A 24,830-nucleotide genomic window follows, 5' to 3' on the forward strand; every position below is an offset into this window, starting at 1 on the left:
AATAAAAAAGTATCTTACTTCAAAAATAAGATACTTCTTGTGATAATTCAATTTTCTTTATTCCAAATTAAATTAAAAGTTAACCTCATCCGGATCATTAGCCAGCTTACTTGCACCGCGCAAACCATCTAACTTCTTCATGTCTTCTGGACTAATCTCAAAGTCAAAGACATCACCATTAGCCGCAATATACTTAGGATGAACTGATTTCGGCAATGGTAAAAAGCCATGTTGAAGTGACCAACGAATCAATACTTGAGCTGAAGATTTACCATAGTTTTCGGCTACTTCACCAACCACTTCATTACCTAACAAGCCACCAGTGCCTAAAGGACTGTAAGCCTCATTAAGCAAATCATATTCCTTGCTTGCGGCCGTTACTTCCGGTTGCAAATCACTCGGATTCAAGTAACTTTGGTTAACTACCGGCTTAATCTCAGCAGTCTTCATTAATTCATCCAGGTGATGCTTTCTAAAGTTGGATACACCAATTGCGCGAATCTTGCCAGCCTTCACTGCTTCTTCCATTGCTTGCCAGCTTTCAGCATTTAATTCTGCCCAATGGTCACGCATATTGGCAGGATTTGGCCAATGGATTAAGTAAAGATCAAGATAGTCTAAATCTAATTTTTCTAGACTAGTATCAATTGCCTTTTTAGTCTTGTCATAACCATGATCGGAATTCCACAATTTAGTAGTTACAAATAATTCATGGCGGTTAACGCCGCTACGTTTAATTGCTTCGCCAACACTTTCTTCATTGCCGTAAGCTGCTGCAGTATCAATGTGACGGTATCCCGCCTCAAGTGCGGCTTCAACAGATTCTCTTGCAACTTCTCCACTTGGTGTTTGCCAAGTACCAAAGCCAATTACAGGGATCTCTACACCATTATTTAGGGTATAAGTATCAGTAAGTGAATGTAATTCCATATTCTCACCTTTCTATATTTTTTGTTAAAAAAATATATTTTTAAGTCAACTTAATTCAGTCTAAAAAACATTACATGTTAATCTTAAACTAAAAAAGAAACAGAGGTGAACAAATATGCTTACTAATAGTCAGAATATAATTTTAAAAGATCAATTGACGCAAAACGATATCGATCATTTAATCAAAAAATGGGATCTAGATCCTACAATTTTCACTTACCCTAATTCCTCGATTGAGGTTGCTCGTTTTATCCCTATTGATTCTAATAAACTAAAAAATGGTCACCTACTAGTCAGCTTTGATCTATTAAGCGCTGACTTACCTATTGAACAAAAATTAATTCCAGTTTTCACTATCTTTGACGAAAATCATCTTTTTATTGGTACAACAGCAAGCTGCTCAGAATTAAAGCCACAAGAAAATATTATTGAAACTATTTTCCAAAGCTTGTGTATTCAAATTAAACACATTCGGTCAGAATTAGTAACCATCAAACAAGAAATTGATCGTTTAGATCAAGCTGCTAGAAAGACAACTAAGACCAAAGAATTAAAAAAAGTAACAGATTTGACTCGCCAGCTAGTTTACTTAAAGCATACCTTAGATGATCAAACACCTAGTCTAGAAGAATTTGGCAATTATTTAGTAGAAAACAAGCTAGCAAATCAAGCCCGCGTCAAAAGTATCATAACCAGGCAAAAACGAATTACCAAAATGATTCATGTTTATACTGACTTGCTCGATTCCATTAGCGGCCTCTTTACCGCCATGATGGACAGTCACTTGAACCATTTAATGAAATATCTAGATTCAGCTGCCCTGGTAATTGCTCTTCCCGCTTTAATCAGTGGCATTTGGGGCATGAATGTCGGCGGCTTACCAGGTAAAGAAAATGAAAACGGCTTTTGGATTTTAATAATTTTTGCCAGCTTATTAACTATTGGTTGGGGCATCTTCTTGAAGAGCAAAAAGTATAATGATTAGTACTTCTTCTCAAAATCATTCTGCATTAATTTAACAAGTTCTGGATAGGTTTCTACCTCAAAAATTGGATGCAAATTCAAAGTATTTTTCCGATGGCGATGATTGTACCAAATACTATCAAAGCCATATTTTTCTGCACCTAAAATATCCGATTGCAATCCATCCCCAAAAAAGACAGTCTCACTCGGACCAATTTCCGTACGACTGAAGAAATAATCAAAAGCATGTGGGTTAGGCTTAGAATAGTGGGCTTCTTCTGACGTAACAATTAGGTCAAAATATTTTTTCACACCAGCAAGCTCCAACCGGTGATTTTGCATAAATTTTTCACCATTGCTTAAAATAGTCAACTTATAGCCCTGCTTTTTAGCAAAAATCAAGGTATCTTCAACCCCAGGCAATAATTGGTGTGCTTCGCCAAAGTATGAACGATATTCATCCATTGCCTTCTTGCCGTCAATCTCAATACCAAAATGATCCAAAATGAAATCATGGAAAGTCATTTCACTTAACTCTTCATAAGTTAGTTCACCTTGTTCAAGCCGGCGCCAAAGTCCTTGATTATAAGAATGATACTGCCGCTGCAATTCCGCAGATAAAGGCCAGTGATGAGCGTTAAACAAGCTATGTAAGGCAAAATCTTCGGTTGCCGCAAAATCGATAATTGTGTCATCTACATCAAAAATAATTTGTTTGTAACGCAATCTGATCCCTTCTTTCTATGATGATTGTTAGAATAATTATTATAGCATGGTTAATCACTAGTGCTTGGGTTTATAATTTAAAGAAATATTTTTAATAGAAACAGGTATCACAATGACAATTGGTTCAGCACTCAAGCAACTTAGAACTAAACTAGGACTCACCCAAGCAGAAATGGCTGCAGGAATAATTTCTGTTTCCTTTTATTCAAAGGTAGAAAGAGACATTCACGATATTGGCACAACAGAATTAATCGAATTGCTTAACCAACACAATATTGATGTAAGTACTTTTTTCACTACTTATATCAGCCCAAAAAGCAAGCCAGATACTGATATTCTTGAGCAAATTAATACCGCTTATGAACGCGGAGATAAAAAAGAATTACTCAAAATTCAAACTAAATTAAATGCTCTGCCTAAAGATCATGTAACTGAATACTACAGACTTCAACTTCGTTTATACTTAGATGTCTACTTGCCTCAAGCTAAAAAAATTCCGCTTGACTTAAAAATGAAGCTTAAAGAATACGTTTTTCGTAATGATAACTGGGATGTATATTCTTTGCAGACCTTCCGTGAAACAATGCGTATCTATCACTTAGATGAGCTAAGCTTTTTGGTAAATGCCATCTTGGTCAAATATCCTCATCCTAACAAATTAACCACTATACTAGCAGAAAATGTTGGCGCTATTTGTGTAAACTACCTTGATAACTGTTACGAATACAATGCACCAGAGCTAATTTCTCGTCCTCTAAATTATCTACAAAGATTGCCCTATCACAAAGAGATACTTTTGGTTAAAATTCTTGGTAATTACTATCAAGCAGTTTTTGCTAAAGACCGAGCTAAGTGTGCCCAAATCTTGCAAGTCCTGAAAGATGCTGGTTGCCATGACTTAATCAAAGTTTTGCCTCGCCTTTAAATTTTCGTATACGAAAACTCAATATCTTTTACGCACATCAGATTTAAATTTTTTCATCTCATTTAATAATACTTAAAGAGGTGAGAAAAATGAGTTATTTATTCAAATACCTAAAAAAGGAACCAAAGTTAGTAATGATCGTAACCCTGCTAACAATCATTACGTCATCATTACGCGTGACGCATGCATTGATCAACGTTAGTATCTTTAATGCATTAATCAAGTTGCAAATAGATAGATTCTTTAAATACGTGGGTTTAGACATTGTTGTATTTGCAATTTTATCAATCTTTTTGATTTTATTACAAATTCAAACTACCAAAACCGTTCAGTACTTAAGCATTGATCTGCGTAAAGACATTATTAGTCAGATCGAAAAAAAGAGGATTGCTGATTTTCAGAAAAAAGATACCGGTATCTATGCATCTTGGTTGACTAACGATACTACTACAATCGAAAATCAGGGTTTCTATAATATATTGCAAGCAATTCAAATTATTACAGATCCATTATTTTCAATCGTTGCTTTAGTTCAATTTTCATGGACTTTTGTTCCACTAATCCTAATTGTTTCATTGTTAACTGTTTTATTACCACAAATTATTCATAAAAAGTTGGCCAACGCAGGCCTTTCTACTACAAAAGCGAATGAACGATTATTGAATGTTATTAATGACAGCCTACGTGGTTTTACTACTTTCTCTATTTTTGGCATGGAGCGACAATTAGAAAAAAGAATTATTGGAACTGCTTTGAGTGTTGCCAACAAGAAAATCAAGCAAGAAAAGTATCAAGCTGTAGCAAATAATCTGGCTGGCTTTTCAAATATTATCGGTCAGACAGGAATTCAGGCTTGGACCGGCTTTCTAGCACTAAACAAAATCATTTCTATTGGTGTGATTGGCTCATCTGGGAACTTATCTTACAACGTTTTTAATTCACTGGCTGTAATTGCCCCGATCTGGACAGAGATGACCGCATTAACCCCTATTTTTGAAAAATATCACTTAGATAATAATCAAAATAGTAAACAAGAAGGATATCAGCTAACAGACTTCAAATTCAAGTCTCTAAGTACTAGAAATTTGCAAATGACTTTTGATCACAAAAGAATTTTTCAACATCCCTTAAATATTAAAATTAATACTAATGAAAAAGTTGGTATCTATGGCCAATCTGGCAGTGGTAAAAGTACACTATTAAAAATAATTTCGGGACAAATCCAGAACTATCAGGGATCAATTAGGCTTAACAACATTGAAGAAAAAGAAATTAGCTATGATTCACTTCGTCAAACTGCTATCTATATTGATCAAACGCCTTACTTGTTTGATGATACAGTTCTTTATAATTTAACATTAGGTGAAAATTTTCCTTCTGAACAAATAAACAGTGTCTTAGAGAAAATAGATCTAGTAGATTTTGTTAATCAACTACCTCAAGGCCTTAACACCCAAATTGGTGAAGGTGGTGCCAGTTTATCTGGCGGGCAAAAACAAAGATTAGCTTTAGCACGAGGATTATTACGAAAGAAAAGCTTGTTTTTATTCGATGAAAGTACTAGCAATCTGGATAAAAAGACAGCATTAAAAGTTGAAAATGATTTTTTAAAGCAAAAAGATATTACTGTTATCTTCGTTAGTCACCAACTGCATGAAGAAAATAAAGATAGGTTTGACCAGCTATTGGAAATATAATTAATTCTATGTTAAGAAGAAAAAATGAGTATTTTAATGGGACAAATATTTAAGAATGAACGAAAAAAATTAAATTTAACACAGGCCAAATTCACTCAAAATATTATTTCAGTATCTCAATATTCTCGAGTTGAAAACGGTGAACAAGATTTACGAGCATCTGACTTTATAAAATTGTTATACATAAACAATTTAAACATTGATCCCTTCTTTAAATCATTAAATAAAAATATATTATCGTCAGATCAAATACTTAAAATGCTAGCGCAATCTTTTTACGATAGAAATTTAAACCAAGTACAAAAAATTAAAAATATTATCCTAAAGATACCTAATAATAATTTTTTGCTACTTCAAGCAGATTTAATTATTTCAACTTTAAATAATACAGATGTAACTGCAAATACTGATCTTATATCTAGATTCTCTAAAGAATTAAATAAAAAAGATAATTGGACAAAAGATAAAGAATTTCTTCAATTATTTGGAAGTTCAATTTCAGTATTTCACACCGATAGATTAAGCATATATATGGAACAAATATTAAAAGAATATATCAACAATATATCTAATTGTCCTTTTGAATTACAACGAAGAATTGCTGGAATTTGCATAAATTACTTAAATAAATGTTATACAGAAAAGGAATTGACCTTAGTTAACCAAACCATTACATTACTAGCAAATCTATCACAAGATCCTGACTTACTAATGTATAAATTACTAGGCATTTACTTTAAATATCTCTTTGAGAAAAATAAAAATAAGACTAAAGAAATTATAGATCTCCTCAAAGAAACTGGCTATAACAAGTTTATTTTAAATTTAGTAAAATAATTTGTAGATTTGCAAATTATGATAAATATTAGTAACTTTAATTTATAATTAAGTTATTAATTAAAAGAAAGGAGACTTATTATATGGTTATTGTAGTATTGCCTGTTTTATCCTCCACTTCTTCTAATTAAAATATTATAAGAAAGGATATAATTCAATGAAAAATTTGAAATTGAGTCAAGTAAGAAACTTGAGGAAGTTACCTAAATCTCACGTAATGACCAACACTGGTCCTCGCTTGTGTAGCTACACCTGCAGTAAAACTTGTTAATATTTTTTTAGTCCTAAAAGTTTCATATCTTTTAGGACTTTTTTGGAGTTAATTATGAAAACATCAAACGAATATTACACTTTTATCAAATGTCAAAATAGTAATGACAAATTTACCACTTTTTTAAGTACTTTTAAAAATCCACACTATACCACAAAATTTGATAGTATGTGGAAGCACTATATATTTACTGGTACCACATTGCCACAATCTGGCTGGAAAGGACACATTGCATGTTTACCCCAAGATATGAAAAAGGTTTTTAAAATCGTCTACAACCTATTAACAGAGGAAGAGTGCACTTTTAAAGTTGCAAGATCAAAAGAAGTCTATAAAGCTCTTAACGATCCTCATACATCAGTAACTGAAGCAAATAAATTTATTACTTTCTATCCAGAAAATGATTCTAAATTCAGAAGAATTATTAAGAAATTAGCTAATACCTTATCTAATTTCAAGGCTCCAACTATTTTTACCGATTATCAGCTTCCTAATTATAGCCCTGTTCAATTTAGATATGGTGCTTTTAAAGAGCTAAAAAAATGGGATGAAGTAAACAAAAAATTCATTGATTTAATGACCTTACCAAATGGAACCATTACGGAAGATAATAGAGATGAGGAATTCAAAGTGCCTGATAGCGTTACTCTACCATTCTTCAAATCGGATTCATCTTGGTTAGAAGATACCAATGAGCTTGATAACAAAAATATAAGTAAATATAATTTTATTAGTATACTAAGCCAAAAAAATAAGGGTGATGTTTATTTAGCAAATCATAAAACAAAAAAAGTAATTATTAAATCAGCAAACCCATTTGTTCAAAATTCTATTACCTCATCAAGCGCAAAACAATTACTAGCAAATGAAAGTCAATTTTTAACTATCCTACAAAATTCTGGAACTGTTCCTAAATTATTAGATAGATTTACTGTAAATAAAGTAGACTTTAATGTCACTTCATATATTGATGGGGTTTCTTTAGATGCACCTATAGCATCTAAAAAGAAGGAAGAAATTATTTATGCATTATGTGATACAGTATACAAGTTACATAGTAGGAATATTGTTATTGGAGATTTAACAAATAGTAACTTTATTTTTAGTAATGGTACTTGCTATCTAATTGATTTAGAATACCTTTCATTTACATATCAAAATAAATATAGAGAAGGATATACTCCGTATTATATCCCTTACAATCATTCTAAAACACAGTTATCCCAAAAAGAAGATATTTTCTCATTAGCTGTATCAATCTTAGCTATATTAATCGGTAATTTACCAAAATATAATTCTCATGATATTTCGAATGCTATTAAAGCTCTAAAAAGAGAAATATATGTAGCATCTTCTATTGATACCAACAACTTAGAACTATATTTGATAGTTAACTACTTATTAAATTTAGCCAAAAGTGATAACTTATATGCGCCTGAACAAATTAAAAACATACAATCAAAAATTAAGCCACTTGATAAAGATATATTAAAAAGGTCAAAGTATAGTTGTCATAAGTTGATTAATATTTTAAATTATAATCAAAATAAATTGATAGATAAAATATCCAACAAGAATCTTTTAGATAAAAATGATTTTCAAATAAAATGGTGGCAATCTAATGAGTTCGGCAGCCAAATAAGTCCATTATCTATTCAACATGGAGTAATAGGAGTCAACTGTGCTTTAGGACGTCCAGCTATACACAATCTAAACAAATTACGTAATATAATCCAAAATAGCCTAAATTTCAGCTACAATGATAGCTACTTATTCGGAAGTTCAGGGTTGTTATGGGAATTAGGATATAACTATAGAAAGGGGACCCTGACTACCAAAGACTTTGAAAAAGCTATAAATACTATTATAAACAGTTGGAATGTTACAAATACCTCTATCGATTTTGCATTAGGTACTGCAGGTAAGCTCTATTCTTTAATATTTGTCTTATCGTTAGTAAAAGAAGGTGATATGACAGTAGTTAAAATGAAAGCTAAAACTTTGCATGATAGTTTATTAAAAAGTGTACTTAATGATCAACATGCCTCACTATCTACTACTTTTGACAGAATTAATTTTGCTCATGGCCTAGCTGGTACTGCCTATGTATTGTTAATGAGCGCCCTTATGTTCAATGATCACAAAGCATTCATAGTAGCTAAAAATAAATTAAAATATATTGATAATTTTTTAGCACAAAATCTAAAATGTGACTCTAACTTTAACAATTATATGTATTTCTCTTGGTGTGAAGGAATCAGTGGAATTGGTGATGCACTAGTAAGAGCACAATCAATACTAAATAATAAATATAAATCTATACCCTTAATTTATTCATGCCTTATTAAAAACTGCCTAAAATTAGATGGGTGTTGGTGTCATGGCAGAAGTAGTATAATCAACTTTTTATCAGATTTGTTTGTAAGAACAAATGATACTAATGTATACCATCATATTTTTATGATCTCGTTATATGAAATTTCAACTGCATTAAATTTTAAAAATAATACTTTAAAATTTATCGATGAAACTGGCTACCTACATACAATAGACTTTGGGGTCGGCCAAGTCGGAATAATGAAAACCATTATAGATGCTTTATCGAAAAAAGATAGATTATTTTTCCTAGATACCAAGCAGGAACAGCAATTATCCCAAAAATTTTTTAGCTCTAGTTATAAAACAAAATAATTCCTAAAAACATTTATCATCGCATTTTATATTAATTTGGCTAATTTAGGACAAATTTCTAGTGATCTTCTCATAAGATAGTAATACTTTTAGTTATCGCGAATCATAATAAGACCAACTCAGCAAAAAATCATTTGACATCTTTCTCATAATTACTTAAAATTTAGCTAACAAATTTGAACGAAAGGAAGATTTTATCATGATTAAATTTACAGCAATCAATCGTTGGCAATTCCAGCACTAGAGTTGTTTCTGTTCGTGAAGTACAGATGCGACTCATTAAGATCGTATCTGTGCTGGTAAAATCTTCAAGAAATATTGCCCGCACGGAAAATAACGTGCGGGTTTTGTTTTAGGCATTTCCCGAAAAAAGGAAGTGCCTTTTTTGTTTGAAGGAGAAAAAGAATGAAAAGGTTAATCGGAACAATTATTGCTCTTTTTGCTTTTCTGGCAGTTGCATTTGTCAGTGAAGTAAATAAGAAAAATGCGGAAAAGAAAACGCCAACTGTCGGTATCTTGCAAACAATGAGCCATCCCGCTCTAGATCAGATCCATCGAGGCATTATTCAAGGACTTAAAGATGAAGGATATATCGAAGGAAAAAATCTTAAAATTGATTTTCAAAATGCCCAAGGTGATCAAAGTAATCTGAAATCAATGAGCGATCGCTTTAGCCAGGAAAACGCAACTGTAACTATTGGAATTGCCACTCCTGCTGTCCAATCTCTAGCTAATACTTCTGGCAACATCCCTGTAGTTATGGGCGCGGTCAGCGATCCTCTTGGAACTCATTTAGTAAAAAGTCTAACACATCCTGGCGGTAAAATTACAGGTGTCCAGGACCGCCAGCCAATCGCCAGCCAGCTGGCCTTAATGCAAAAAATTTTACCTAAAGCCAAAAACATCGGTGTCATTTACACCTCAAGTGATGATTCATCAGCATCAGAGTACCGTGAATTCAGACGACTAGCTGAAGCAAAAGGACTTAAAGTTATCCCTTACACTATCACTTCAACCAATGATATCGAACAAGTTGCCCAAACCATGGTAGGCAAGGTTCAAGCAGTTTATGTCCCAACCGACAATACTGTAGCTAGTGGAATTGCCACCTTATTAAAGGCTACTAACAGTGCCAAGATCCCAGTTTTTCCTGCTGCCGATACTATGGTTAAAAGTGGTGGTCTCGCTACCAGGTGTGTCAGTCAATTCGACATGGGAATCTTAACTGGAAAAATGGCAGGACAAATTTTACATGGTAAAAACCCTGCTACTCTTCCCGTCAAGCGCGTAACCCATTATGAAACAGTAATCAATGAAAAAATAGCTCGTGAATTAAACATCACTATTCCGAATAGTGTAGTTCAAGCGGCACAAAAGAAAGGACGGATTATCAAATGAGCTTAATTACTTCTTCTATTGGCCAAGGTTTGCTCTGGGGCGTTCTAGCCTTAGGCCTCTACCTAACTTTTAGAATTTTAAATTTCCCAGACATGACTGTTGAGGGAACCTTCCCCTTCGGTGCCGCAATTTGTGTTAGTGCGTTAGTTCATGGCGTCAATCCTTTAGCAGCTACCATTCTTTCCTTCTTCGCTGGCATGGTCACTGGCTTAGTCACCGGCTTACTGTATACTAAAGGAAAAATCCCTGTTCTTTTAGCTGGTATTTTAACGATGACCGGTGTCTACTCAGTTAATCTTAGAATTCTAGGCAAGGCTAATGTAGGTTTACTTAACAAAAATACTTTACTAAACGGTCAGCTTTTACAAAAATTACCGATCAATTTTCCTACTATTGTTGTTGGTTTGATCATTGCCATTATCGTCATCGTTTTGCTAGCAGTTTTCCTTGATACTGATCTTGGTCAAGCCTTTATTGCCACTGGTGACAACGAAAAAATGGCTCAATCACTTGGCATTAATACCGATAATATGAAAATCTTGGGTCTAATGCTTTCTAATGGCTTGATTGGCTTAGCTGGTGGATTATTAGCCCAAAACGGTGGTTACGCTGACGTTAACATGGGGATCGGTACTATGGTTATCGGACTAGCTGCCATCATTATTGGTGAAGTCGTTTATGGCAATTTAAGTTTAACCGCCCGCTTGGTAGCAGTTGTTATCGGCAGTATTATTTATCGCCTTATCTTACTCCTAGTCCTCCAACTTGGCTTTAGTACCAACGACTTTAAATTGATTTCCGCTATTATTCTTGCTATTTGTATGATGCTACCTTTATTTGAACAAAAATTCCGCACTCGTAAATTATTAAAGAAAGGCGTTGAAAAACCATGAGTACTATTCTTGATTTACAAAATATTACCACTACCGTTAATGCTGGTACCAATGAAGAAAAGCAAATCCTCAAAAATATTAATCTAAAACTTGAAGATGGAGATTTTGTTACTCTTTTAGGAACCAACGGTGCTGGTAAATCAACGCTACTAAATATTATCAATGGCTCTATTTTTCCTACTAGCGGAAAAATAATGCTCAAAGACCAAGATTTAACCAATCTTTCTGAAGTAAAACGCGCTAAATATATTGCCCAAGTATTCCAAGATCCTAAAATGGGTACAGCTCCGCGAATGACTGTTGCGGAAAACTTATTACTTGCAACCAAACGAGGTGAACACCGCGGTCTGCGTTTAAGAGGCCTAGATAAACATATGCAAGAATTTAAACGCCAGGCGGCCCAACTCCCTAATGGGTTAAATGAACGCTTAAATACTTTTGTAGGTAATCTTTCTGGTGGTCAACGACAAACATTAAGTTTTTTAATGGCAACAATTAAGCGCCCTGATTTGCTCTTACTAGATGAGCATACTGCGGCGTTAGATCCAAATACTAGCCGCGAATTGCTTGAACTAACTGATAAAGTTGTGCAAGAAGAGCATTTAACCTGTGTCATGATCACTCACCAATTAAAAGACGCAATCAAATACGGAAACCGCACTATCATTTTAAACAATGGTAGAATCGTTTTTGATGTCAAAGGCGACGACAAAAAACGCCTAACTGAGGAGGATATTCTGCAATACTTCACAGATTAGAACGTTATTTTAGGATTATAAGTTAAGAGTGAACGACAGCTATAATATGAACACTGTGAATTTGCGGATTTTCTTATTATAATAAGAGCCGAGGTCATCGTTAAGGGACTTATACCAAAAATCTCCGCAGTTATTCAAAATGAATAGCTGTTTTTTTCTGCCCTTTTTACGAAATTCCGTAAAACGTTATTCTAGCAACATTTACCCAGCAAAAATATTTTTCTAAAAAATGTGCTTTTTTCCTTGTATTATATAACGTACGTTATATAATAAGAATTGTAAGGAATGAGGAACGAGAAGTTCCAGTAGATAAGTGATTAGAATTAGAGGTATTCATTATGTTATCAAAGAAAATGGTTAAGGTTGTTTCAGTTGTTGTTGCTTCAATGGGTTTAATGAGCGTTGGTGCTTCAGTTAGTCAAGCTGCTAGTTTTGAAGCTCCTAAGCTTGGAACTGCACAAGTTATGCCAACCGATCCTTCAATCAAGAAGGGTGACAAGATTTTTGTTACTGTTAAAGACACCAAAAATCAAAAAGTTAACGTTTTGAATGCTCAAGGTCACAAAACTACTCAAAAAGTTTCTATGGGTTCAACCTACACTGCCAAAGATGTCAAAAAGGCTGATGGCAAGAAGATCGTTAAGATCAACAAGAGCCAATGGTTGAACATTAAGGATGTTGTAAAAGACTAATTCTTCTAGATCAAAAAATAAACAATTTACTAATGAATATCCAAAAAGAGAACCCTGCTCAACGGAACAGGATTCTCTTTTTTGCTTGGTTTAATATTTTAAGCAATAATGTTTATTTCTTTTGTGCAGCTGCCTCAGCTTCTGCATCAGTATTTGATGGGGTTAATTCAGGGCCAGCTGTAACCTTAACAGCTTCTGCACTAATATATCCATCTCTAGTCTGCTCCCATGGATCACTAGAAACAATGTGATAAAACAGCTCAGCTTTATTGTCAGTCGAAACCCAAATGTATTTCAGGTTATCTACTTTCCAACTATCTGGCATATATCCCACAGTAACCTTTGATCTAATTGTACCATCTGCTTGTCTAATATAAGTATTCTTAAGTAAATTCACATATGTAGTTTTGTTTTCTTTTGCTTCTTTAGTTAAAAACTGTAAATCTATTCTAGGTTTGTTTACATCTAGAGAATACAAAAACTTATTTTTGGAAACCTGATAAAAACCAGGCATATCGGCTACTTGTGGCTTAAGATTCAAAAGCGCAGTTACTTTAAATTTGCTACCTTTTTTCACTTTATTCTTAGTAGCATTCCCATTAGCATTATAGAAAACAGTATTCTTTTTAGTTACAACATATCCTGAAGTAGCTATCAATTCTGAATTATTGATCTTACCAACATTAGCCACTTTAATAAATTTACCTTTTACCGTAGTGTAATAAGCTTGGCCTTTAATTAAAATATACGGCAGCCAATATCTTTGATAATTGTAAATAGTGTAATATTTTTTATTTTTACTCAGTTTTTGTATCTTTCCTTTAACTGATACACTTTCATCTTTTAATAGTTTTTTCGAATCTTTAACTCTACTCCCTTTTTTATTATAAAGATATGTATTATGATTCAACGTTACTTCAGTGGTGTTTTCTTTAGAATCTGCGTGAACAACAAAATTTGTTAGAGAGAACAATATTCCCCCTAAAGTCATTATTGTTCCCAATTTTAATACTTTCATAGTATGTCCCTTCGTTTTTTTGATTGCTAATATGATTATTATATTACGTAATCATCAAAATAGCGAAGGAAAAAACCTCCGCCATTCAATTCAATATTTACCATTTAACTCGAAAAATCTGATTACCAATAGTTCCTACACCATTTTTATTGTGATATGCAACAGTAAGATATAGGTCATTATTGCCAATTACTTGAATTCCTTCAAGTTCAGTTGGATATCCTGCAAAATTTTGATTAAGACGTGTATCACCTGTTAAATCAAGGGTATTCAATGCTCCTGGTTGCTCCCAACTAAACTTTACAATTTTTCTTTTATTGCTATCAGCATGTGTAGGATCATATTGACTAGAAACATAAACATTCAAGTCATCATCAATATCATATCCTTGAATTGAACCAATCCTACCTACAAAATTATCAATATCAATAACTTCGCCAGCTTGACATTGCTTTAGTTCAGACACAGTGACATTACCACCTGGATTACCATTCAACAACGCATTCACCTTAGGTAATTCATATAAACCAAAGTGTCCGCTATTATCAGTCCATACCGTTGCAATCATCAAATATTTATAGTTAGGCGAAACTGCTGCTTCTACTCTTTTAATATGCTTTCCATGCCAATCACCATTAGTAATTTCAACCAGATTAGAAATTCTAGCCATTTGAGTATTATTAGATACGCGACCAGAATTATATTTAACACGAGCGATCTGAGTAGTCCAACGATCATCATTAGGCTTAGTCCCAATAAACCAGCTCCCATCGCCGGTGGGGCCTGCATACTCCCAGGTTTGGGTATGACCACCAGCTGCATATTTATTTTTGCCAGCTTTGATTTCTGCTCCAGTTCTGCCAACTAGTGTTAGTCCAGGTGTAGGAGAACTAATACTTGCCCCGTTCTTTGCCCGACTAACATAAGTATTATTCTTATACATTTGCAAAACGTAAGTGTAGGTATGTCCAATATTTGCCTTTTGCACTACTCTAGCAAATGGTGCATACAAACGACTCTTTAAACTAATATCAACCATAATAAAACCTCCGAAAAAATTTAAAAATTACTACTTATCCTGAGTTTGCTCATTCATCTGCTTAGCTACTTCCGCAAAGATGTCCTGTACTTCCTGCCTGTTTAGCTTGAAGCCTTTTGCATCAAGACTATTCACTACTGCATTGCCAACACGATTAATCTTTTGCTCGTCAGAAAGATTTTCCTTATCGTATAAGCGTACATAGCTTTTCATCAAGCTATCTGCAGTATCACGGAATCGCTCTAAGCGCTTGTTCTTGAAATGAACCCTGCTCAAGATGCCAATACCTACTACGCTAACTACCCATAAAGCAAGAAAACAAAAAACACACTACATGCATAATTGCACATTGTAGTGTGTTTTTTAATGAGAAGATATTCTATTTTACGTAGGTTTCCTTAATTGCTAAAACTGATAAAGCGCCTAAGAAGCCTGAAATACCAGTAATCAACATCATTGCCGGCATGGAGTTACCCACCATTGGGAAAATCATGAAGCTGAGCAATGATGCCACAATTTGAGGTAAACAAATTGAACAATTGAATAAACCTAAGTAAGTTCCCATGTGCCTACCTGATAAGGCATTAGATACCATCGTCAATGGATAAGTATTCATACCAGCCCAACCGATGCCAATTAAAATGAAGGATAGAATTAAAAGCCCCTGAGAATGAATCAAGAAGATTGAAGTATATCCTACTCCACCTAGTAGCAAACTGATACCGTAACCTAGCTTGTGGTGATTATTTGGAACCTTCGCTAAAACATATGACCAAACTACTGCCGCAATTGATTGTACAGCAGTTAAAACACCAAACCAGTTACCAGCAATCTGGTAGCCTGCAGAGGAGGCATTGGTCGTATTCCAAACATTTTGTGCAATAGCACCAGTAGCGTAAGTTGATAAATATTGGAAAGAAATCCAGCAGAAGAACTGAACTAATGACACTTGCCAGAAGACTTTTGGCGCCTTCTTAAGCAGTTCAATCCAACCACCGCCTTCTTGATTATCAGATTCTTTAATTCCATGATAACGAGCGTAGGTTTCTGGATCATATTCATGTACTCTGAATATCGTGAACAATGATGTAATGACTAAAACGGCAGCACCAACATAAAATGAAATAATTACTGATTGTGGTACCACACCCTTTTTAGCTGTATTAGCAACACCCAAACTAGTTAATAAGAACGGGAAAAATGCGGCAATAACAGCACCAAAGTTGGACAACATGCTTTGAATCCCATAGGCATATGACTTTTGTTCATCATTGACCATGTCACCAATCATCATTTTAAATGGTTGCATTGCCATGTTCGATGCCACGTCTAATATCGCGATTGCAACAGCACCAAATATTAGAGCCTCAATTGAACCATAGCCTAGACCAAAACTACCAACATTTGGTAACAAAATCATAGTAATTACGGCAAAGATCATACCGACTAATAAATATGGCAAACGCCGTCCAATCTTAGGAATCCAAGTTCGATCGGATAATGATCCAATTCCAGGTTGCACTACCAATCCAGCTAACGGCGGTAAAATAAAGAACCAGCCTAATTTTGTCGGATCAGCACCCAATGTTTGGAAGATTCGACTCATCTGTGATGTTTCCAAAGTAAAGGCGATTTGCACACCCAAATACCCCAAACTAATCATCCAAATTGTCGTACTAGCTAGCGTAGGTAACCCAGTTTTTTTCTCCTCCATTTATTTTTCCTCTCGTTTCTTAAATCGCTTTCAATAGTTAAAATATAGCGGTTACAGAAAGAGCTTTCAATATGATTTATCTTGTTACCGGTAACTAAATTTTTCTAAAGCATTAATCTTCCTACTATTCTATTCGTCCAATTTGGTAGTAAAATACTCTCATAGATTTATGGAGGTATTAATATGCTTTCTTTATTATTAACATTACTCTTACTCTGGCTATTCTTTAAATTAGGAATTGGCCTCATTAAAGTTATCGGCTTTTTACTAGTCGTAGGAATTATGTTTTTCTTTTTTGCCTATTTGCTCATTCCGTTCTTGGCCATTGCGCTAGCTGGAAGCTTGCTTTGGGCAACATTAAAATAGCGAAAAATAAAGGACCGCAAATTGCGGTCCTTTTTACATTTGTTTCAAATTTTCAGCGATTAGTTTTCCTAAAATCTCATAGCCACGATCACCAAAATGAAGTCCATCGTTTTTTACTCCTTGACAAATCTCGCTTAAATCGCCAGTATCCCGCATAGCTTGTGCCAGATCTGCATAACGAAAATGATACTCATGTGCTACTTCTTTCACGATCTGAGCATATTCCGCTACTAACGTATTATTCCGTACACGTTGCTTAGTTTCATCAACAGCTGGCGGCGAAACAAGCAGAACATGTGGTGGGTAATATTGACAAACTATTGCCGAGGAAATAATTTCCATATTTTGCTTAAATTGCCTTGCTGGCACTTGTTTGTGCATAGCCAAATCATTGGTTCCCAGTAAGATCACCAAATTATCGCACTGCTTTACGCTTAGTACTAATTCATTTAATTTGGCAAAAAATGCCCCAGAATTAATTCCCGAAACAGCCGTATTTTCTAGTTCAATCTTAGGCAAAAGCTGTTGTAAATTCCAATTAAGGTGCGGTTCATTTTTTCCTTCCTGGCGTGCAATAATGCTATCACCTGTCAAAAGTACTCTCATTATTTATTCGCTTTCTTTTTACTTTTCTTTGCCGATTTAATCCCTAAGACATCAAGCAAGAAAGTGAAGATCGGCACACCGACAATCAGGCCCCAAGTACCCCAGAAGTGTTCAGCTACTAACAAAACTAAAAAAGTATAAAAGATCGGTAATTCGGTCTTGCTAGCCATAAATTTGGGATTCAACACATAGGCCTCAATTGCATGAATAATCATGATCATAATGAAGATATAAATCACATAACGAATGCCACCAACAGAATAGCCGATAATATTTAATGGAATTAAAGAAATGATCACACCAGCTACTGGCACTAAACTTAAAATAAAGACCATTAAGCCTAAGGCAATAATTTGCGGCATATGCATAAATGCCAGACCAATCATCGTCAAGGCCGTATTACAAATGGCAATAAAGAATTGCGCCTCTAAAACAACACCAAAAGTATTGGTAAACTTTTTACCAAAATAGCGAATATCCTCAAAAAGCCATTTAAAGTAACCACTTTTAACAAATAACTTTGAAAATTCAATCATTCTATCTAATTCAATCGTATAGAAGAAACTTAAAATCAAGGACATAAAGGTAGCAATTGTTAAACTACCAAAATTGGTCACCGTATGCAGAGCAAAAGTTCCAACTCGTTTTGCCTGCGTAACAATCTCACCTTTACTGATATAACGCGTTACATGGCTGGCTAAGCGCGATGATTCATTTGATTCATAAAACGCCATCACTGACTTTACCATTTTAGATATTTGGCCAACTAACATGGGCAAATAAATGGTAACCACGAAATAAAGCAGCGCCAAGATAATTAGATATGTTACCGCAACAATTAGACCTGTTGGTATTTTAGGAAAATACCGCTGCACTAGATGAATTAAATGCACGATCACATAAGTAAAAATAAAAGTTAATAATACTGTGTTCATCATTGCTCGTATTTCATAAAGGCAGGCAATAATTAATAGCAGTACCACAAATCGACGTAATGGAATATTATTTTTAAATTTTTTCCAGGCTGTATCCATATTTTCCTCCAACATAAAAAGCTGTTATTTCCTTATTCTATGCCTAATTAGCCAAGAAAGAAAACTAATCTTAGCTTCAAAAATAATTTAAAAATAATATTTTTCACATTTTTATTAATTTTTCTATTGCTTTTTTCATTTTAATATCATAGAATAAAACTAAAATATTTTTAATTTATTTGGAGGTGCTTTTTGAATGAGTAAAGCAAAACGATATTTTGGTGCATTAGCACTTGTTTCTGGGGCAGCTTTAAGTTTAGTTGCCTGTGGTAATAATAAGAATGCCAAGACTAATGATGCGGCAGATACACATCACAAGTTCAGTCAAACTGTTCCTGTGAAAAGTGTTAAAAAAGGTGGGACCTTAAATTACGCTATCGAGTCAGATAGTCCCTTCACTGGTATTTTCTTGCCAGAATTATCTGATACTGATACCGACTCCCAAGTTGCAGAACCAGGACAAGAAGGGTTATTCTCAGTCAACGATCAATACAAGATTAACAATAAAGGTGCTGCTACCTTTAAGCTTGACCGTAAAGCCAAGACCGTAACTATCGAGGTTAAGAAGGGTGTTAAGTGGTCAGACGGCAAGCAAGTTAATGCTAAAGACGTGGAATACGCTTATGAAATTATTGCTAATAAAGACTCCAAGTCACAACGTTATACCGATTCTCTTGCCGACATTGTTGGTTTAGCAGAATATCACGAAGGCAAGAGCAAGAAGATTTCTGGTATTGAGATGCCTGATGGCGAAAATGGCCGCAAGGTCGTAATTCACTTTAAACAAATGAAGCCTGGTATGCTTCAATCAGGTAACGGTTACTTCTGGGAATACGCTGAACCTTACCATTACTTAAAGGACGTACCATTCTCCAAGTTGATGTCTAGTGACAAGGTTAGAAAACAACCACTCTTCTACGGCCCATTCCGCGTAAGCAAGCTTGTTCGTGGTCAATCTGTCACTTGGGAACGTAACCCGCATTACTGGCGTGGTACACCAAACTTGGAAAAGGTATCCATGACAGTCATCGGTACCAACTCAGTTACTCAAGCCATCAAGAGTCACAAGTTCGACGTAGCTGGTGTCGTTAATACCCAATGGGAAGATGTTAAGAATGCCACTGACACTAACTTTATCGGCAAAGTGCCTCTATCTTATAGCTACTTAGGCTTTAAGGTAGGTAAATGGGACAAAAAGGCTGGCAAAAACGTTGAAAACAAGAATTCTAAGATGAATAATCCATCATTACGTAAAGCTATGGCTTATGCAATGAACGTTGATGCAGTCGCTAAACGTTACTACCACGGCTTGGCCTTCCGCGTTAACACTTTGATCCCTGAACAATTTGGTGATTATACTGACAAGTCAATCAAGGGTTACCCATACAACTTGAAGAAGGCTAACGAATTATTGGATAAAGCCGGCTACAAGAAGAAGGGTGAATACAGAGTTCAACCTAACGGCAAGAAGTTAGTAATTAACTTGGCTGTTAGAAACAACTCAACTACCGCTGAACCTGTTTGGAGAAACTACATCCAACAATGGAAGAAAGTTGGTTTGGATGTTAAATTTGTCGGCGGCCGTCTAATGGAATTCAACAACTGGGTACAAGCTGTCGAATCTGACGATCCAAGAATCGACGTCTTCGAAGGTGGTTGGTCACTTTCAAGTGAACCATCCCCTAACGACCTTTACAATGAAGCTGCACCATACAACTTTGCTCGTTTCGTTTCACCTAAGCAAACTAAGCTTTTGGCTGATATCGACTCAGAGAAGGCCTTCAATCCTACTTACCGTGCTAATGCCTTCAAGAAGTGGCAAAAGTGGATGTATGATGAAGCATACGTTGTGCCAACTACCAACCAATACTCAGTCACTGCTGTTAACAAGAAGGTCACTGGCTGGTCACTTAAGCCTAGTGCCAACACTTGGTTCACTGCAGGTTTCGTAAAATAATTTCTTGAACAATCCTTTTTCTATATTTTCTATAACAAATAAAATTTACTTTTTAACCCCTATCAATTAATCTCAAAATATTCAGTAGCAAATTTGTTGCTGAATATTTTTTTATTTTTCTCAACCCCTATTACTAACCTAAATTGTAGAATGCAAGTCCCTTTTATGTGAAAAATTTTTAATATATAACACAACATATTGTGGTATACTCATAAATGTATTCATAGATAATGTGTTTTTGTGAAACAATAGTAACTTTTAGGAGTGAGTTTTTTATGCCTACCACAAGAATTAAGCTGGATCCTGACTTTATCGATTCAGTGAAACAAGAAGTTAAACCTCATTGGGGAGAATTAGGTTGGGTTACCTACAAGAGAACTTATGCCCGCTGGCTTCCTGACCAAAATAGAGCTGAGAATTGGGATGAAACTGTCAAACGAGTTATTGAAGGTAATATTAACCTTGATCCGCGCTTGCATGATAATCCTTCTGCAGAAGTAATTACGGAGTTAACTAATGAAGCACAAAAACTATTTCGTTTAGTCTATGGCTTAGCTGCTACTCCGTCTGGTCGTAATCTTTGGATTTCAGGTACTGATTATCAAAAGCGGAACGGTGATTCCTTAAATAACTGCTGGTTCATTGCAATTCGCCCACAAAAATACGGCGATAGCCACATTGCGCCTGCTTATCTTAATCCTGAGCAAAAAGCCGTTTCAATGCCTTTCTCCTTCTTATTTGACCAATTAATGAAGGGCGGCGGTGTTGGTTTTTCAGTGGTCAACGAAAATATCGCTCAAATTCCTTCCGTCGACAATAAAGTGGATTTAGCCGTAATCATCGACAAAAAGAGTCCATCTTACGAGGCATCCCTCAAGGTCGGTGCCATCGACAAAGACGAATGGGAAAAGCAAAGTGTACCTGACGACACAATTTATTACAAACTGCCTGACACCCGTGAAGGTTGGGTCTTAGCTAATGCCCGTTTAATCGACATGCACTTTAACGCCACTAATCCAGACCACAAAATCAAATTAGCACTCGATATCTCTGACATTCGTCCATATGGTGCTAAGATCCATGGCTTCGGTGGTACGGCTTCAGGCCCAATGCCTTTAGTTGAGATGCTTATTGATATCAACAACGTTATCAATGCTCGCGTTAATAGTAAGCTTACTGCCGTTGACGGCACTGATATTTGTAACTTGATTGGTAAAACAGTTGTTGCAGGCAATGTCCGTCGCTCTGCTGAACTTGCTCTTGGCTCTAGCGATAATCAAGACTTTATTAAGATGAAGCAAGATAAGGAAAAACTTTATCATCACCGCTGGGCTTCTAACAACAGTGTCGCAATTAACTCTAAATTTAATAATTATGGCCCAATTGCTGACGGAATTTTGCATAACGGTGAACCAGGAATCGTCAATCTTGATCTTTCACGCAATTATGGCAGAATCGTTGATGGTTATCAGGCCGGCATTGACGACAGCGTTGAAGGCACCAACCCTTGTGGTGAGATTTCTCTAGCTAATGGTGAACCATGTAATTTGTTTGAGGTCTTCCCTTATGTAGCGGAACAAGAAGGCTGGGACCTCAAGGAAGCCTTTGGCTTAGCTGCTCGCTACACCAAGCGAGTTACCTTCAGTCCCTATGATTGGGAAATTTCACGCGAAATCATCCATAAAAATCGCCGAATCGGGGTTTCAATGTCAGGAATTCAAGACTGGCTTTTAAATGATCTCGGTCACAGAGTTGTAACTGGCTTTGAGGATGCAGTCGATCAAGAAAATGGGCAAAAGATCAAGAAGCCAATCTATGACCCTCAAGCGGTTAAGATGGTTGACAGCCTTTACCAAGCTGTAGTTGACGCAGACAAGACCTACAGCAAGGAATTAGGCTGCAATGAATCAATTAAGCACACCACAGTTAAACCTTCAGGTACGGTAGCGAAATTGGCTGGAGTCAGCGAAGGAATGCACTTCCACTATGCTGGTTACTTGATTCAACGGATTCGTTTCCAAGCTAGCGACCCACTTTTGCCAGCTTTAAAAGAATGTGGCTACCACACTGAACCAGATATTTACACACCAAATACAATCTGTGTTGAATTTCCACTTCGTGCAGCTCACGCCGACAGCAAAAACTTTGCCTCAGCCGGCACTGTTTCCATCGCGGAACAATTTGCGACACAAGCATTTTTGCAAACTTATTGGTCCGACAATGCTGTTAGTTGTACCGTTACTTTCCAAAGCGATGAAAGTGATCAAATTGCCCCACTACTTTACCAATATCGCCATATTATTAAGTCAACTTCACTTCTTCCTTATTACGGTGGCTCACTTAAACAAGCTCCGAAGGAACCAATTGACAAGCAGACTTACGAGGCTAGAGCCGCATTGATTACTGATGATGTTGAAAAAGTTTTTGCTAAGCAAAATGATGATCAAAAAGGACTAGAGCTAGTCGACCAATCAGATTGTGCTGGTGGCGCCTGCCCAATTAAATAAATTTATTTGGAGGAATGGAATTGAAGAGTATGAGTAAACGTAAAATTAATCTATTTTTTGCAATTATTACTTTCTTTACGTTAGCCTTAACTGCATGCTCAAATAATAATTCAGCTACTAAAAAAAGCACAACTAACCAAATTTCGGTTAATTACACTTTAAAAGAAGGTAAAAAAACCTTTGATAAGAAAACCGTAAAAGTTCCTAAAAAAGCTAAAGTAATTGCTGGTTTAAAAAAGGCCTGGAAAGTTAAGGAAACCAAAGGCTTTATCACTGCAATTGACGGCAAAACTCAAAATCCTAAGAAAAAGATTTATTGGACCTACACAATTAACAATAAGTTTGCCTCTAAAGGCGCTAATGAACAAACTGTTAATAACAAAGATAAAGTTAAATTTACTTTAGCTAAAATGAAATAATCATAAGGAGAAAAACAAATGACTAAAACAAAATTATTAAGCTTAACTACTACCGGTGCCGTATTTGTTAGCCTACTTTTCACTGGCGTTGCACCAACCAGCAACGTCCAAGCTGCTTCTTACATTAAAGTTCATTACACCTTAAAGAAGGGCAACAAGGCTTTCTCACACAAGAGTTTTAAGGTTAAGAAAAATGCTAAAGTGATCACCGGTTTGAAAAAAGGTTGGCACGTTAAAAGCACTAATGGCTTTGTTACTAGTATTGCTGGCAGAAGCCAAAATAAGAGTAAGAATATCTACTGGACTTACACCATTAACGGCAAGTATGCTTCTAAAGGAGCATACCAACAACCATTGCATAGAAACGACCGTGTTGTCTGGAAGCTAGCCGGGATCAAGTAAAATGCTTACCAAAGAAAGAGTTCAGATTCGATCTTTAGCACTCCTAGCGATTTTGGTTGCTATGTGTGTAACACTCAGAATTTTTAAAATCATCGATATCCCTAACGTACAGCCCGTAACTGATATGATTATGATTGTGACCCTAACAATGGGTGCTGGCTTTGGCTTTGCCCTATCCGCATTGACCATGATCTTGTCCAATATTTATCTAGGCTTTGGAATTTGGACTATCCCCCAGATTATGGCTTATGTTGGTTGTGTTTTAGTAGTAATCCTACTTGACAAAACCACCCCACTAAAGCAACACTTCTGGATGCAAGTTATCGTAGCTACCCTTCTGGGTTACGTATATGGCTTGTTAATCAATTTCGGCATGTCAATTTGGGGTGGCTGGTCATCCTTTTTAGGTTATGTTGCGGGAAGTTTCTTATTTGATACTTACCATTGTCTGGGCAATTTTGGTTTCTATTTTGTTTTGTACAAACCATTGACTCTTGCCCTAAACAATTACAAACGAAAAGCAGGAATCAGCTATGATTAAAATTTACACTAAAGTTGGTGACAAAGGTTTAACTAAGCAAGTTACTGGCAAAATGGTGCCTAAATATGACCTCCAAATTGAAGCTCTAGGTGACGTAGATGAATTGCAATCCTACTTAGGTGTAGTAATTGCTAACTTATCTAAAAACTGTCTGCAACTTAAAGATGAGCTGCAAGACGTACAACGCAACCTTTACCAATTACAAGCTGATATCGTGGTAAAGCATCATCAAGAAATCACCCATGAAACAGTGCAGCAACTCGAACATCGCATTGATCAACTAACGCCCCAAATTCCTTCCATTCCTGAATTTATTCTGCCAGGTGGTAAAGCCACTGGTGCCAATCTTCAGTATGCCAGGACAGTCGCTCGACGCACCGAACGGGCATTGGTCAAATTAAGTTTAAATGAACAGGAATTATCAGATGACGTATTAAAATACATCA

Annotated in this window: 23 protein-coding genes and 1 pseudogene; 16 read left to right on the forward strand and 8 right to left on the reverse strand. The window is 35.6% G+C overall.

Translation table 11 applies throughout. The features are described 5' to 3' along the window. Positions 1–72: 72 nt before the first annotated feature. Positions 73–930 carry an aldo/keto reductase gene (locus tag CP363_RS08055; protein WP_089143185.1) on the reverse strand — a complete coding sequence of 286 codons (858 nt, stop codon included), beginning with the start codon at positions 928–930 and terminating at the stop codon, positions 73–75. A gap of 115 nt (positions 931–1,045) precedes the next feature. On the opposite strand from CP363_RS08055, the gene CP363_RS08060 reads away from it, so the two are divergent. Next, positions 1,046–1,915 carry a CorA family divalent cation transporter gene (locus CP363_RS08060; RefSeq protein ID WP_089145848.1) on the forward strand — a complete coding sequence of 290 codons (870 nt, stop codon included), beginning with the start codon at positions 1,046–1,048 and terminating at the stop codon, positions 1,913–1,915. Here the strand turns inward: CP363_RS08060 and CP363_RS08065 are convergent. After that, positions 1,912–2,619: a YjjG family noncanonical pyrimidine nucleotidase gene (locus CP363_RS08065; protein WP_089145847.1), complete on the reverse strand. Its 708-nt coding sequence runs from the start codon at positions 2,617–2,619 to the stop codon at positions 1,912–1,914. The two genes, CP363_RS08060 and CP363_RS08065, sit on opposite strands and share 4 nt — an antisense overlap. Before the next feature lie 112 nt (positions 2,620–2,731). On the opposite strand from CP363_RS08065, the gene CP363_RS08070 reads away from it, so the two are divergent. The 8 genes from CP363_RS08070 (at position 2,732) to CP363_RS08105 (ending at position 12,781) form a co-directional block, all read left to right on the forward strand. Further along, entirely contained in the window at positions 2,732–3,544 is an 813-nt protein-coding gene (locus tag CP363_RS08070) for a helix-turn-helix domain-containing protein (RefSeq protein WP_089143183.1), read from the forward strand. An 89-nt stretch (positions 3,545–3,633) separates the two neighbouring features. Beyond that, on the forward strand, positions 3,634–5,241 hold the full coding sequence (locus tag CP363_RS08075; protein ID WP_089143182.1) for an ABC transporter ATP-binding protein: 1,608 nt from the start codon (positions 3,634–3,636) through the stop codon (positions 5,239–5,241). A 24-nt stretch (positions 5,242–5,265) separates the two neighbouring features. Beyond that, positions 5,266–6,078, forward strand: a complete 813-nt coding sequence (locus CP363_RS08080) for a helix-turn-helix transcriptional regulator (RefSeq protein WP_089145253.1) — start codon at positions 5,266–5,268, stop codon at positions 6,076–6,078. A 325-nt stretch (positions 6,079–6,403) separates the two neighbouring features. Beyond that, complete coding sequence (locus tag CP363_RS08085) at positions 6,404–9,040, forward strand: lipopolysaccharide core heptose(II) kinase RfaY (protein ID WP_089143321.1); 2,637 nt, start codon at positions 6,404–6,406, stop codon at positions 9,038–9,040. A gap of 405 nt (positions 9,041–9,445) precedes the next feature. Then, a complete protein-coding gene (gene trpX / locus CP363_RS08090; protein WP_098036109.1) occupies positions 9,446–10,438 on the forward strand; it encodes a tryptophan ABC transporter substrate-binding protein in 993 nt (330 codons plus the stop codon). Beyond that, positions 10,435–11,331, forward strand: coding sequence for an ABC transporter permease (locus CP363_RS08095; RefSeq protein ID WP_060463855.1), 897 nt, complete (start codon positions 10,435–10,437; stop codon positions 11,329–11,331). The genes trpX and CP363_RS08095 overlap by 4 nt, the downstream gene beginning before the upstream one ends. Beyond that, on the forward strand, positions 11,328–12,089 hold the full coding sequence (locus CP363_RS08100; RefSeq protein ID WP_098036110.1) for an ABC transporter ATP-binding protein: 762 nt from the start codon (positions 11,328–11,330) through the stop codon (positions 12,087–12,089). Before CP363_RS08095 ends, CP363_RS08100 begins: the two co-directional genes overlap by 4 nt. A 338-nt stretch (positions 12,090–12,427) precedes the next feature. Beyond that, positions 12,428–12,781: a hypothetical protein gene (locus CP363_RS08105; protein WP_202401258.1), complete on the forward strand. Its 354-nt coding sequence runs from the start codon at positions 12,428–12,430 to the stop codon at positions 12,779–12,781. Between the two features lie 112 nt (positions 12,782–12,893). On the opposite strand, the gene CP363_RS08110 is transcribed toward CP363_RS08105, so the two are convergent. The 4 genes and pseudogenes from CP363_RS08110 to CP363_RS08125 form a co-directional block, all read right to left on the reverse strand. Then, complete coding sequence (locus CP363_RS08110; protein WP_089143324.1) at positions 12,894–13,799, reverse strand: SLAP domain-containing protein; 906 nt, start codon at positions 13,797–13,799, stop codon at positions 12,894–12,896. 97 nt (positions 13,800–13,896) lie between these two features. After that, positions 13,897–14,838 carry a helveticin J family class III bacteriocin gene (locus CP363_RS08115; RefSeq protein WP_081307170.1) on the reverse strand — a complete coding sequence of 314 codons (942 nt, stop codon included), beginning with the start codon at positions 14,836–14,838 and terminating at the stop codon, positions 13,897–13,899. 30 nt (positions 14,839–14,868) lie between these two features. Then, a pseudogene (locus CP363_RS08120) lies at positions 14,869–15,153 on the reverse strand (helveticin); the annotation flags it as partial. Between the two features lie 64 nt (positions 15,154–15,217). Continuing rightward, the gene (locus CP363_RS08125; RefSeq protein WP_098036111.1) at positions 15,218–16,552 is read right to left on the reverse strand and encodes an SLC45 family MFS transporter; all 1,335 of its coding nucleotides are present in this window, start codon (positions 16,550–16,552) and stop codon (positions 15,218–15,220) included. A 183-nt stretch (positions 16,553–16,735) separates the two neighbouring features. Here CP363_RS08125 and CP363_RS08130 point away from each other — a divergent pair, with 183 nt between their 5' ends. Next, on the forward strand, positions 16,736–16,918 hold the full coding sequence (locus CP363_RS08130; RefSeq protein WP_013085612.1) for a hypothetical protein: 183 nt from the start codon (positions 16,736–16,738) through the stop codon (positions 16,916–16,918). Between the two features lie 33 nt (positions 16,919–16,951). Here CP363_RS08130 and CP363_RS08135 read toward each other — a convergent pair whose 3' ends face one another. Both CP363_RS08135 and CP363_RS08140 read right to left on the reverse strand, forming a co-directional pair. Further along, positions 16,952–17,524: an SGNH/GDSL hydrolase family protein gene (locus tag CP363_RS08135; protein WP_098034911.1), complete on the reverse strand. Its 573-nt coding sequence runs from the start codon at positions 17,522–17,524 to the stop codon at positions 16,952–16,954. Further along, positions 17,524–18,558 carry an AI-2E family transporter gene (locus CP363_RS08140; RefSeq protein WP_098036112.1) on the reverse strand — a complete coding sequence of 345 codons (1,035 nt, stop codon included), beginning with the start codon at positions 18,556–18,558 and terminating at the stop codon, positions 17,524–17,526. The genes CP363_RS08135 and CP363_RS08140 overlap by 1 nt, the downstream gene beginning before the upstream one ends. Positions 18,559–18,754: 196 nt before the next feature. Here CP363_RS08140 and CP363_RS08145 point away from each other — a divergent pair, with 196 nt between their 5' ends. The 6 genes from CP363_RS08145 to CP363_RS08170 form a co-directional block, all read left to right on the forward strand. Continuing rightward, on the forward strand, positions 18,755–20,515 hold the full coding sequence (locus CP363_RS08145) for an oligopeptide ABC transporter substrate-binding protein (protein WP_098036113.1): 1,761 nt from the start codon (positions 18,755–18,757) through the stop codon (positions 20,513–20,515). Between the two features lie 275 nt (positions 20,516–20,790). Beyond that, the gene (nrdJ, locus tag CP363_RS08150; protein WP_098036114.1) at positions 20,791–23,022 is read left to right on the forward strand and encodes a ribonucleoside-triphosphate reductase, adenosylcobalamin-dependent; all 2,232 of its coding nucleotides are present in this window, start codon (positions 20,791–20,793) and stop codon (positions 23,020–23,022) included. A 29-nt stretch (positions 23,023–23,051) separates the two neighbouring features. Beyond that, entirely contained in the window at positions 23,052–23,441 is a 390-nt protein-coding gene (locus CP363_RS08155; RefSeq protein WP_035442894.1) for a DUF4430 domain-containing protein, read from the forward strand. 18 nt (positions 23,442–23,459) lie between these two features. Further along, a complete protein-coding gene (locus tag CP363_RS08160) occupies positions 23,460–23,843 on the forward strand; it encodes a DUF4430 domain-containing protein (RefSeq protein WP_023487848.1) in 384 nt (127 codons plus the stop codon). A 1-nt stretch (position 23,844) separates the two neighbouring features. Further along, positions 23,845–24,384, forward strand: coding sequence for an ECF transporter S component (locus CP363_RS08165; RefSeq protein ID WP_023487847.1), 540 nt, complete (start codon positions 23,845–23,847; stop codon positions 24,382–24,384). Then, a partial coding sequence (locus tag CP363_RS08170; protein ID WP_098036115.1) for a cob(I)yrinic acid a,c-diamide adenosyltransferase occupies positions 24,377–24,830 on the forward strand: 454 nt, incomplete at its 3' end. The genes CP363_RS08165 and CP363_RS08170, both read left to right, overlap by 8 nt.

It is taken from the genome of Lactobacillus sp. UMNPBX12 (genome assembly GCF_002553955.1).
GTDB classification, from domain to species: domain Bacteria; phylum Bacillota; class Bacilli; order Lactobacillales; family Lactobacillaceae; genus Lactobacillus; species Lactobacillus crispatus.

What these genes read in the sequence shown, in the direction of transcription:
- CP363_RS08055 (WP_089143185.1), bottom strand. Translation starts at nt 930, where the DNA reads ATGGAATTACATTCACTTACTGATACTTATACCCTAAATAATGGTGTA.
- CP363_RS08060 (WP_089145848.1), top strand. Translation starts at nt 1,046, where the DNA reads ATGCTTACTAATAGTCAGAATATAATTTTAAAAGATCAATTGACGCAA.
- CP363_RS08070 (WP_089143183.1), top strand. Translation starts at nt 2,732, where the DNA reads ATGACAATTGGTTCAGCACTCAAGCAACTTAGAACTAAACTAGGACTC.
- CP363_RS08075 (WP_089143182.1), top strand. Translation starts at nt 3,634, where the DNA reads ATGAGTTATTTATTCAAATACCTAAAAAAGGAACCAAAGTTAGTAATG.
- CP363_RS08080 (WP_089145253.1), top strand. Translation starts at nt 5,266, where the DNA reads ATGAGTATTTTAATGGGACAAATATTTAAGAATGAACGAAAAAAATTA.
- CP363_RS08085 (WP_089143321.1), top strand. Translation starts at nt 6,404, where the DNA reads ATGAAAACATCAAACGAATATTACACTTTTATCAAATGTCAAAATAGT.
- trpX (WP_098036109.1), top strand. Translation starts at nt 9,446, where the DNA reads ATGAAAAGGTTAATCGGAACAATTATTGCTCTTTTTGCTTTTCTGGCA.
- CP363_RS08095 (WP_060463855.1), top strand. Translation starts at nt 10,435, where the DNA reads ATGAGCTTAATTACTTCTTCTATTGGCCAAGGTTTGCTCTGGGGCGTT.
- CP363_RS08100 (WP_098036110.1), top strand. Translation starts at nt 11,328, where the DNA reads ATGAGTACTATTCTTGATTTACAAAATATTACCACTACCGTTAATGCT.
- CP363_RS08105 (WP_202401258.1), top strand. Translation starts at nt 12,428, where the DNA reads ATGTTATCAAAGAAAATGGTTAAGGTTGTTTCAGTTGTTGTTGCTTCA.
- CP363_RS08110 (WP_089143324.1), bottom strand. Translation starts at nt 13,799, where the DNA reads ATGAAAGTATTAAAATTGGGAACAATAATGACTTTAGGGGGAATATTG.
- CP363_RS08115 (WP_081307170.1), bottom strand. Translation starts at nt 14,838, where the DNA reads ATGGTTGATATTAGTTTAAAGAGTCGTTTGTATGCACCATTTGCTAGA.
- CP363_RS08125 (WP_098036111.1), bottom strand. Translation starts at nt 16,552, where the DNA reads ATGGAGGAGAAAAAAACTGGGTTACCTACGCTAGCTAGTACGACAATT.
- CP363_RS08130 (WP_013085612.1), top strand. Translation starts at nt 16,736, where the DNA reads ATGCTTTCTTTATTATTAACATTACTCTTACTCTGGCTATTCTTTAAA.
- CP363_RS08135 (WP_098034911.1), bottom strand. Translation starts at nt 17,524, where the DNA reads ATGAGAGTACTTTTGACAGGTGATAGCATTATTGCACGCCAGGAAGGA.
- CP363_RS08140 (WP_098036112.1), bottom strand. Translation starts at nt 18,558, where the DNA reads ATGGATACAGCCTGGAAAAAATTTAAAAATAATATTCCATTACGTCGA.
- CP363_RS08145 (WP_098036113.1), top strand. Translation starts at nt 18,755, where the DNA reads ATGAGTAAAGCAAAACGATATTTTGGTGCATTAGCACTTGTTTCTGGG.
- nrdJ (WP_098036114.1), top strand. Translation starts at nt 20,791, where the DNA reads ATGCCTACCACAAGAATTAAGCTGGATCCTGACTTTATCGATTCAGTG.
- CP363_RS08155 (WP_035442894.1), top strand. Translation starts at nt 23,052, where the DNA reads ATGAGTAAACGTAAAATTAATCTATTTTTTGCAATTATTACTTTCTTT.
- CP363_RS08160 (WP_023487848.1), top strand. Translation starts at nt 23,460, where the DNA reads ATGACTAAAACAAAATTATTAAGCTTAACTACTACCGGTGCCGTATTT.
- CP363_RS08165 (WP_023487847.1), top strand. Translation starts at nt 23,845, where the DNA reads ATGCTTACCAAAGAAAGAGTTCAGATTCGATCTTTAGCACTCCTAGCG.